Genomic DNA, 7,927 nt, shown 5'->3' on the forward strand with positions numbered 1-7,927 from the left:
ACATCCTTAATATTTTTCTAACAGTTGTGCAGGTACTTTCACCGGCATATCCAATAATTGCTGTGCAAAAGCTTTCCCTTGTGGGTCAATTCGTAAGCTGGCAATCCCACCACCGCCCAATGCATTTTCCAACATGAAATTCAGCGCATGCATGGCAGGCAGTTCATAACGAATCACTTTTGATTTTTCAGGATCTAAAACATGCTGCATATACGCTGCAACATTGGCCTCAGCCAGTGCCGCACGAATCCACGGTAAATATTCAGCCTTACGCGCGATCACCCCAATATTGCTGTGATTGCCCTTATCTCCACTGCGTGCATGTGCAACTTCAACGAGAGGAACTTCAATCTCATCACCTTGATATACGGCTACGTCACCAACGAGATGCTGCATATAATCCTGTGAAGCTTGTCCAACGGGGATTTGAACGGGATAACGCTGTCCTGCAAAGTCGACTTCTACCTTTAATTGATCTTTATCAATCAAGAAAGAAAATAGCTTCACCACTGCCGAGGCTTTAGGTCGACCGCCGACGATTCCTGCCAATGCAGGTGCCATCCCTGTAGAAGCTTGGGCAATTTCAGAAGCAAAGAACATACAAGCTTCTTTAAACAAGTGCTTAACCGCGATTTTGACCACTACTTCACGGCTATCTTTCACTTTCGCATGTGCACCATAAGTACTTTCAATCCCGAGAATCTCAACCGACTTTTCACTAAAAGGAGGAACTGAACGTAGTGCTAACACCCGTTCACATTTGTTGATAATGGCATCGGCGATCACTTGGGCTTTTTCTGGCGCTTCACGACCTGCAATCAAGAAACTAACCAAAACACGATAACCATCCGCATAGGTAGCACTCACTTTATATTGCTGAGTTGGCGCACGCCCTGTTGCACCTTTCACTTTGACCCGATGCTCTCCTACCTGTTCTAAATGGACTTGGCTAAAATCAGCACTCACATCAGGTAAAAGATAGGCTTGTGGATTGCCGATCTCATAGACAATCTGCTCTGCTACGGTTGCAGTTGAAACGAGGCCACCTGTCCCTTTCGGCTTGGTCACAATAAATGAAGCATCAGCACTCACTTCCACGATCGGAAAGCCCATGTTGTCAAAGCCTTGAACGAGACGCCAATCAGTAAAGTTTCCACCTGTACACTGTGCACCGCATTCGATCACATGCCCTGCCAAAGAACCTTGTGCCAACTTGTCATAATCATCCAGTGACCATTTGTACTCATGTAATAATGGAGCAAGCACAACCGCTGAATCGACCACACGGCCAGTAATCACAATATCAGCACCTAAGTCCAAGGCATCGCGAATCGCAACAGCACCGAGGTAGGCATTACTACTGGCAACATGTGCAGGCAAGGCATCGCCATTAAACATTTCTCGCACATTTTGGTTTAATAATTCAGCATGCTTCGGCAATACATCATCACCTAACACCACTGCAACTTTTAAATCTAAGCCTTTTTCATCAATAATTTTCTGTAGGGCATCACGGCAAGCCAGTGGATTCACCCCGCCCGCATTGCTAATCACTTTTATTTTTTTCTCAGCAATTTTATTGATCAGGGGTGCCATCACTCGACTGACAAAATCCAGCGCATAACCATGACTTGGATCGATCATCATCGCCTTGGCCATAATCGACATAGTAATTTCTGACAGATAATCAAAGACCAAATAATCAATATCACTCAGATGCACCAACTGAAATGCAGCGGTGTTGGTATCGCCCCAGAAGCCTGATGCACACCCAATTTTGACTACCCTCTGGTCATCCTGTTTGACAGTTGTCATGCGCTTTCTCATTGTTATTGCTAAAAACGCCTTAACATTACCAAGCAAGTGCTTGGTTTGTAAAGTGCATAATGCTATGCTGTATTGGCAAAAACCGACAAACTCAAGCAAATGCTTGTTATAAAAAGATAAGACAATGCATCAAATGAATTTTGTTACAATACACTTTAGATTAAACGGGATAGACGGATAGGCATGATCGCAACCTCAATTGAACAAATACCCAAAATTGTTTGTTTTGATGACAGTCCACGTGGACGTTTACTGCAAGGTGCTGCCTATCTGTTTTATAAGCAAGGTTATGACAAAACGACGGTTCGTCAACTCGGTGAATTTATTGGCATTCAATCGGGCAGCCTGTTTCATCATTTTAAAAGTAAAGATGAAATTCTGGCGACTGTGATGGAACAAACCATTATCTATAACTTCGCCCGTTTAAAAGAAGCTGCTGAACGCTCAACTGACCCCGAACAACAGTTACGTCATTTAATTAAGTCTGAATTGCTGTCGATTGCAGGTGATACGGGTGCAGCTATGGCGGTATTGGTACACGAATGGTTTGCCCTTTCTAAAGAAAAACAAGATTACCTGCTGAAAATGCGTAATGAATATGAGCAAGTCTGGTTGGATGTGATTGAAAAATTACGTGCTCAAGGCAAAGTCAAACACGATGCGTTTATCTGGCGTCGTTTGCTTGGTGGCTCAATTTCTTGGACCGTGACATGGTACAGACCTGAAGGCAAAGTCAAAATTGATGAATTGACTGAAATGGTTTGGGAAATGGCGGTGAAATGAGTGCTATCTATTTGCGTAAGCCTCAACTCAGTGATTTAACTGAAATCAAACTTGCCTACCAAAATAGTATTCAACTGCATCAATCTTGGACTTATCCACCAACTGATTTTGAACAATATCTCGCACAAGAACACCGTTATTTCGTCTGCTTGAAAGAAAATCATACCATTGTCGGCACCTTTAATATCTCCAATATCGTTCGTGGTCACTTCCATTCTGCCTATTTAGGTTATGAATCCTTTTATCCTCATGCCGGACAAGGCTATATGCGACAAGGGCTGCAACTGGTTTTACACGAAGCATTTCAAACACTGAATCTGCATCGACTAGAAGCCAATATCCAACCAGACAATCTGTCCTCTATTCGCCTTGTCGCAAATGCAGGTTTTATAAAAGAAGGCTTCTCCCGCCAGTACCTACGAGTGGGCGGAAAAGAATGGAAAGATCATGAACGTTGGGCAATTTTAAATTCGGATTGGACCGATAAAAAATATCAGGCATTCTAAAAAATTGATTCCAATTTAAGCACGACACAGCTTATCGCTCACGTCTATTTATCTATATTCGTTGTATCAGAAAGCTGCTATTGTTCTTAAACATCAAATGATTATAAGAATTCGTAAAAATGAATCCAGTACAACATGCCAATATTTCGGTGAAACGTCGTGGGGGCGAGCTTGAAGATTATATTGATATTCATGCACTAATCGACAGCACCAAAATGTTGTGTACCGACAATCGCCATCGTATCTTGCATACCTTTTGGGGTGTTCAGGAAGTTATTATTCCGATCTTTGGGCATCACTTCGAAAATAGTGCTGGTAAAAGCATCGAGGTGAAAGACCTCTGTGAAAAAGATCACCTATTGGTTGATTTCCATCACCGCTTTATTCCAACTTTAGGTGATTTTGTTGCAGCGATGCAGGATATTCCTACAGATGGGTTAGCAAAACGCCTAGAGAAATTCCACGCTGATGTGATTGACGACCCAAAAGTATCAGCAACACTACTCTCTCCCTTATCGGTGACGGGACAATTAAAGTCGTTACTGATCACCCATAATAGTTGGTTTATCAATACCATTCTTCCGATGATGGGAAAAAGTGAAGCCAAATTGATTGATTTTGATATTCGTCCCGAGTTCTTTTTCAATCCGATGCGTTTTGAACTCTGGATGGACAATGGCATGGCTGTGCCGCCTAGTGCAGCTAAGCTGCAAGAATTAAAAACTAAAATTGCTTAACTTAAGGGGAAATAAAAATGAGCAATATCCAATACGTGATTCGTCAAAATGACTTTGCCTATAACGACGAATGGCATCTAACCAACTGCGTTTCAACTGGGGCAATCAAACAGATTTATACAGATAAAGTTGAAGCAGAAAAGGCCTATAAAACCTTAGTTGTTGAGGGCTTATATTATGATGAACTCTGTAACTATGACATCGGCAATGGCGAAGTAGATGATGAAATCTACGAAAAACTTGAAGCTTTGGTATTAGAAAAAACAGGCAAAAAGTTTGATATCGAAGATGGTGAAATTCCAAAGCTGAATGAAGATGATGCTTTCGAATTTGCCAAAATTTCGGGTATTGTCTGGTATCAACTCTTAGAAATCGATGCGACACAACCTTGCTATGTGCTCTGGATCAATTCAGAAGAAGACTATTTTACTGGCTATGAAACTGGCAGCATTATTTCTAGCCAAGATGAGAACTTTAGCGATGTTATGTGGGAATCCAATATTTATGCGATGGATTATGAGTTCGAAGCCTTGATGAATAAACCACTTTCAGAGTTAAGTGATAGTCCATTATTATTGAAACAGTTTATCGAGCAAACTGCGGATATTCGTTACGATGTCGAAAAAGATAGTATCGAAGGTATTGCATTAGACAGCATAAGATTTATTGATATCAAAGCACTGAATTCATTTCTAAAACAACCCATCTTTGAAATCCGTCAAATTTCTTTAGAAGAATTAGCTGAACTAGAATAAATTTCAAAAATGAAAAAGTGCGGTGTTTTAACCGCACTTTTAATCAAGTATGAAATGAGTTTAATAACCCAATTGTTTACTAATTAAATCCTTCATAATTTCTTCTGCACCACCACCAATCATATTGACCTTCACTTCACGATAAATACGTTCAGACTTAGTACCCCGCATAAAGCCCATGCCCCCGAGTGTTTGTACCGCAGCATCGGCACAGAATTGCATGGTTTGAGTAGCAACATTCTTCAGCATACAAATCTGAGCAATCAGTTCACTGACCTGCAATTCAGGCTTACCTAAACGATAAGCAGTATCCTCTAATAAAGCACGTGTTGCGGTCAGTCGCGTAGCCATATCTACCAGTTTATGACGCATCACCTGATGATCTACCAAACGCTTACCAAAGGTTTGACGTTGCTGAGCCCAATCCAATGCTTCCTCATAACAAGTCAAGGCAAATCCATAACTACTGGCCGCAAGAAAAAAACGCTCCATATTGAAGTTATTCATAATCACCAGAAAGCCCATATTTTCAGGACCCAATAAATGGCTAGCAGGCACTTTGACATTGTCAAAATGCAAATGTGCCGTATCGGATGCCCACCATCCCATCTTATCCAGTTTAGTTTTACTAATCCCTGCACTATGCGCATCGATGAGAAGCATTGAAATACCATTTGCTCCTTTCGCATTCGGATCAGTACGCACTGCCACTGAATAATAATCTGCTCGCATCCCTGAAGTGATAAAGGTCTTTTCACCACTCACCAGAAAATAATCACCCTCACGTATAGCTTTAGTTTTGAGCGAAGCCACATCTGAACCACCGCCTGGCTCAGTAATTGCCAGTGCCGAGATTTTTTCACCTGACAAAATCTGAGGGAGTACTTGAGCTTTAACCTCTTCGTTGGCAAAGTGCTGAATTGGTGGCGCACCAATGGTATGCGACAGTAAAGAAGCAGCTAAGCCACCCGAAGCGCATTTTGCTAACTCAATCGAAGATAACAACGTATAAAATGCATCTGTACCCGCAATCCCACCATACTGCTCTTCAAAGCCTAATCCCAATAGACCAATATCTGCGGCTTTTTTATAGAGCTCTCGCGGAAAGGTTTCACTTTCATCCCATTCATTGATAAAAGGCGAAATTTCTTTTTCAACAAAACGTCGAATACTCTTGGCAAATTCAAGATGCTGCTCGTTATAGTACAAAGGATTAAGGTGCATATTCTGCTTCCTAGCAATTATTGATCATTGTTTATTGAATGAGCACTAAAGTAGCAAAACCAGAAAAACCAAGCAAGCGCTTGGCAAAATTAAAGATTAAAAAAACATGTCAAAGGATAATCGAATCACAAAACTATAGGTTTAATCGACCACGAAAACCACGGGTTGCGTAGTAAGATTGAGCACCATTGTGATAGGTAAAAACACGGCCATAACGGCTATCACAAAAAATTGCACCACCCAATTTGCGCACATCTTCTGGGGTTTTTACCCAACTTGAGGTTTTTAGATCAAAATGTTCTACCAACTGTAACTGCCTATATTGCTCTTCTGTGAGCAATTCAATTCCCATGGCTTCGGCCACATCGACCGCATTGTTTTCAGGCTTATGTTCTTTACGTGCATCTAAAGCAGCGCGATCATAACAGAGACTCCTACGCCCTTTTGGTGTTTCTACAGCACAATCATAAAAGATGATCTCACTTAGTTCAGAATCAAGTGAAACGATATCTGGCTCCCCGCCGGTCTCTTCCATTTGATTCAATACCCATAGCTTTTCGGGTTGCTGTTTCAACTGTTCCTCGATATTCACCCAATTCAAACCCTGATGCCGATGCATATTGGCTTCAAAACGCTTTTTTAATATCTCGAACAACACGATCGTCTGTTCCGCATTTAATTGCTTTTTCTTGGTCATTTTTATTCTCTGAATTTGAGTGTTAAACAGAACGACCATCAAAATGATTGATTTTGATGCTTTCCAAATCTAAATTTTCGATACATCTGATATTAATGGCATACATCTGATTCCCTTGCGGATCAATGCCTGTTGCATAAGGATGAATACCACAGATCTTACAAAAATGATGGTCGATCACATGCTTATTGAATTGGTAACGAGTTAAAACATCTTCTTGAACTACAATATCAACTTTATCCGTAGGCAAGAACCACAATAAAGAACCTTTTCTTTGGCAAATCGAGCAATTGCATGACATTGCTTCAGTCAAATCACCCTGTGCAATAAAGGTAATTTTTCCACAATGGCAACTTCCTTTATATTCCATCTTATTTTCCTTTTTTATTCTGTTCTACTGTATTAGACAAAGCTGTTTAAGTGATGTCCACTTAATTTAGTTATTTCATTCATGATAAGAAAATGTAAGTTGATGTCGCCATTGATATTCCAATCGAGCCAAAGCACCAACAAAGACAGCCTCTCCAGCAATATGGATCACTGCAAAGATAGTCATTTGTTGCCAAAATCGCCAAAGGATAAACAGACAAACCAAAACCCAGATGCTATTTGCAGTCACTAAGATGTTGATAAGGAGCATTGAGCGTTTTTTATAATTAGCTAGTGTAAATGAATAACTTGCGTATAAGAGATTCACACAACCCACAAAAACAATAATCCCCTTGGGTAAATGATAGAGTTGATTTAACTATTGTGCAGCAAGTAATACGATCAGCCCAGCAAATGCAGCCGCAGTGCAGTCTATCCATAAAATATGCTTGGCAATCTTCATTATTTAAATACTCTTTTTTATTGTAATTTGAACATAAACCAATCATGCATGATTTAAAACATCTTGCCGCTTTTCATTACAGTACTAACTCCAAAAATGTTGGCACTGCCGACACTTCGTTCCATTTTTATACGAAAAGAGTGGAAAACCAAGCAATAGGAAAACCACATAAGCAGGGCGTTTACCTTCTGTATAAGGTTGTATATCAGTACTGCCACACTTAGGACAGCTTTCACTTGCTCCAAATTGTTGTTCTAATTCTTGGCTAAAATCTTGAGCAAGTAATGCTTTAGCTTCTTCTGCATAGCTTTCAGGAACTAACAGTCGCACACCACCTAAAGCATTGGAGTAAAGCCAATCCATATTAATAGTATGTTCATTTTCAATACGTGCTGGAATTTCAGCGGCCTCTAACTGAGTTTTAGCAATTTGAGCTTCATAGGGAAATGAAAAGCTTTGTACTACGATCCAAGTCATATCAGAAAGCCCTTAAAACAACTAAAACAACTAAAACAACTAAAACAACCAGTATATAAAATTTTAGCCAATAAAAAACACCCCAACCT

At 40.4% G+C, this 7,927-nt stretch carries 9 protein-coding genes and 1 pseudogene; 4 read left to right on the plus strand and 6 right to left on the minus strand.

Translation table 11 applies throughout. From position 1 onward, the window contains the following. Positions 1-6: 6 nt before the first annotated feature. On the minus strand, positions 7-1,815 hold the full coding sequence (locus A7P54_RS17080) for an acyclic terpene utilization AtuA family protein (protein ID WP_171550285.1): 1,809 nt from the start codon (positions 1,813-1,815) through the stop codon (positions 7-9). Positions 1,816-2,010: 195 nt separating this feature from the next. Here A7P54_RS17080 and A7P54_RS17085 point away from each other — a divergent pair, with 195 nt between their 5' ends. From A7P54_RS17085 to A7P54_RS17100, 4 genes are all read left to right on the plus strand, one after another. Continuing rightward, entirely contained in the window at positions 2,011-2,610 is a 600-nt protein-coding gene (locus A7P54_RS17085) for a TetR/AcrR family transcriptional regulator (protein WP_171550286.1), read from the plus strand. Further along, positions 2,607-3,116 (plus strand): GNAT family protein, encoded by a 510-nt coding sequence (locus A7P54_RS17090; RefSeq protein ID WP_171550287.1) that lies wholly within the window; start codon positions 2,607-2,609, stop codon positions 3,114-3,116. Before A7P54_RS17085 ends, A7P54_RS17090 begins: the two co-directional genes overlap by 4 nt. Before the next feature lie 119 nt (positions 3,117-3,235). Further along, positions 3,236-3,853 (plus strand): hypothetical protein, encoded by a 618-nt coding sequence (locus tag A7P54_RS17095; RefSeq protein WP_171550288.1) that lies wholly within the window; start codon positions 3,236-3,238, stop codon positions 3,851-3,853. Between the two features lie 17 nt (positions 3,854-3,870). Next, positions 3,871-4,608: a hypothetical protein gene (locus tag A7P54_RS17100; RefSeq protein ID WP_171550289.1), complete on the plus strand. Its 738-nt coding sequence runs from the start codon at positions 3,871-3,873 to the stop codon at positions 4,606-4,608. Positions 4,609-4,668: 60 nt separating this feature from the next. On the opposite strand, the gene A7P54_RS17105 is transcribed toward A7P54_RS17100, so the two are convergent. From A7P54_RS17105 to A7P54_RS17120, 5 genes and pseudogenes are all read right to left on the minus strand, one after another. Continuing rightward, positions 4,669-5,832: an acyl-CoA dehydrogenase family protein gene (locus A7P54_RS17105; RefSeq protein WP_171550290.1), complete on the minus strand. Its 1,164-nt coding sequence runs from the start codon at positions 5,830-5,832 to the stop codon at positions 4,669-4,671. A 133-nt stretch (positions 5,833-5,965) separates the two neighbouring features. After that, positions 5,966-6,529, minus strand: coding sequence for a DUF4256 domain-containing protein (locus tag A7P54_RS17110; RefSeq protein ID WP_171550291.1), 564 nt, complete (start codon positions 6,527-6,529; stop codon positions 5,966-5,968). Between the two features lie 22 nt (positions 6,530-6,551). After that, positions 6,552-6,899, minus strand: coding sequence for a GFA family protein (locus A7P54_RS17115; RefSeq protein WP_171550292.1), 348 nt, complete (start codon positions 6,897-6,899; stop codon positions 6,552-6,554). A 75-nt stretch (positions 6,900-6,974) separates the two neighbouring features. Beyond that, positions 6,975-7,361: pseudogene (locus A7P54_RS19010) on the minus strand (hypothetical protein). Positions 7,362-7,445: 84 nt separating this feature from the next. After that, the gene (locus A7P54_RS17120) at positions 7,446-7,838 is read right to left on the minus strand and encodes a DUF2007 domain-containing protein (RefSeq protein ID WP_171550293.1); all 393 of its coding nucleotides are present in this window, start codon (positions 7,836-7,838) and stop codon (positions 7,446-7,448) included. Positions 7,839-7,927 lie beyond the last annotated feature (89 nt).

The organism is Acinetobacter sp. Ac_3412, from assembly GCF_013072675.1.
Taxonomy (GTDB): Bacteria; Pseudomonadota; Gammaproteobacteria; order Pseudomonadales; family Moraxellaceae; genus Acinetobacter; species Acinetobacter higginsii.